Below are 1,271 nucleotides of genomic sequence, written 5' to 3' on the forward strand. Positions count from 1 at the left end.
GCGGCGAGAACGTCCACCTGCTTCGGCAGGAGCTGGAACGGAACGTGGCGGCGTTCGAGACCTCGAGCGAGTGGCTGGTGGCGAAGCAGAGCCACGGACAAAAGGGGAAGACCGTGAACGCGCGCGCCGCCGTCGTCTCCCTGAACACGACATGGAACGAGGGGAGCCTCGGCATCAAGGTCTCCTCGCGGCTCCAAGCGACCGGATATTTGCGGCCGGACCTGCTCTTGCGCAGTCTCCTGCCGTCCTTTGAATTCGACCCCCGGCTCCTCCTCGTCTCGCGCGAGGCGATGTGGGTGGAGCGCGGTGGCACGCTACGGACACCCCTCGAGGTACTCGAGGAATCGGCGTTCTGGCGGCCCGTGCCTGTGGACTCGGCGAACCCGGGCCCGTCGGACCCTGCCCTGGAGGTGAATGCGACGAGAGATCATCATTAACGCTGGCTCCAACGAAACGCGGATCGCCCTTCTCGAGGACAAAGAGCTCGTGGAGGTCATGGTGGAGCGCCCCGAAGCGGTACGTCGCGTCGGGGATATATACAAAGGCAGGGTGAACGCGGTGTTGCCGGGCATGCAGGCCGCGTTCGTGGATCTGGGTCTCGAGAAGAGCGCGTTTCTCCACGCCTCCGACCTCCAGCCCGACAGCGACCTGGACGACCTCTTCGAAGACGAGGAGGAGACCGAGGACCGCAAAGGAGGCGGCGGCGGCCGGGGCCGCGGCCGGCGCGAGGAGGCGGCGCCGCGGATCGAGGATGCGCTAAAGAAGGGCCAGGAGCTCCTGGTTCAGATCACCAAGGAGCCGATCGGGACGAAGGGACCGCGTGTCACCACGCAGGTCTCGCTCCCGGGTCGATACCTCGTTCTGATGCCCGGCCACGACCACGTGGGCGTCTCGCGGAAAATCGAGGATCGCGCGGAGCGCGCCCGCCTGAAGGGGCTGATCAAGGAGATACGGCCGAAGAACGCCGGGGTGATCGTCCGGACGGTCGGGGCGGAGCAGGGGAAGAAGGAATTCCAGAGCGACATCAAGTATCTGGAGCAGCTCTGGGAGAAGATCGAGAAGCAGAGGGTGAAGGCGCCCGCGCTCCTGCACCAGGAGATGGAGTTCACGACCGGCCTCATTCGGGACATCTTCACCGAGGACGTCACGCAGCTGACCCTCGACTCGAAGGAGGAGTACCAGCAAATACTGAAGTACCTCGCGACGTATGCGCCGGAGCTCAAGTCGCGGGTGAAGCTCTATCGCGGTGAAGCGCCGATCTTCGACCACTT

The 1,271-nt window shown here is 64.9% G+C and carries 1 pseudogene (running past one end of the window); it reads left to right on the forward strand.

Annotation, left to right across the window (positions count from 1 at the left end):
* Positions 1-414 precede the first annotated feature (414 nt).
* Positions 415-1,271 (forward strand): annotated as a pseudogene (locus E6K79_00355) (Rne/Rng family ribonuclease); it runs 686 nt beyond the window's last position.

It is taken from the genome of Candidatus Eisenbacteria bacterium, from assembly GCA_005893305.1.
Classification (GTDB): Bacteria; Eisenbacteria; RBG-16-71-46; order SZUA-252; family SZUA-252; genus WS-9.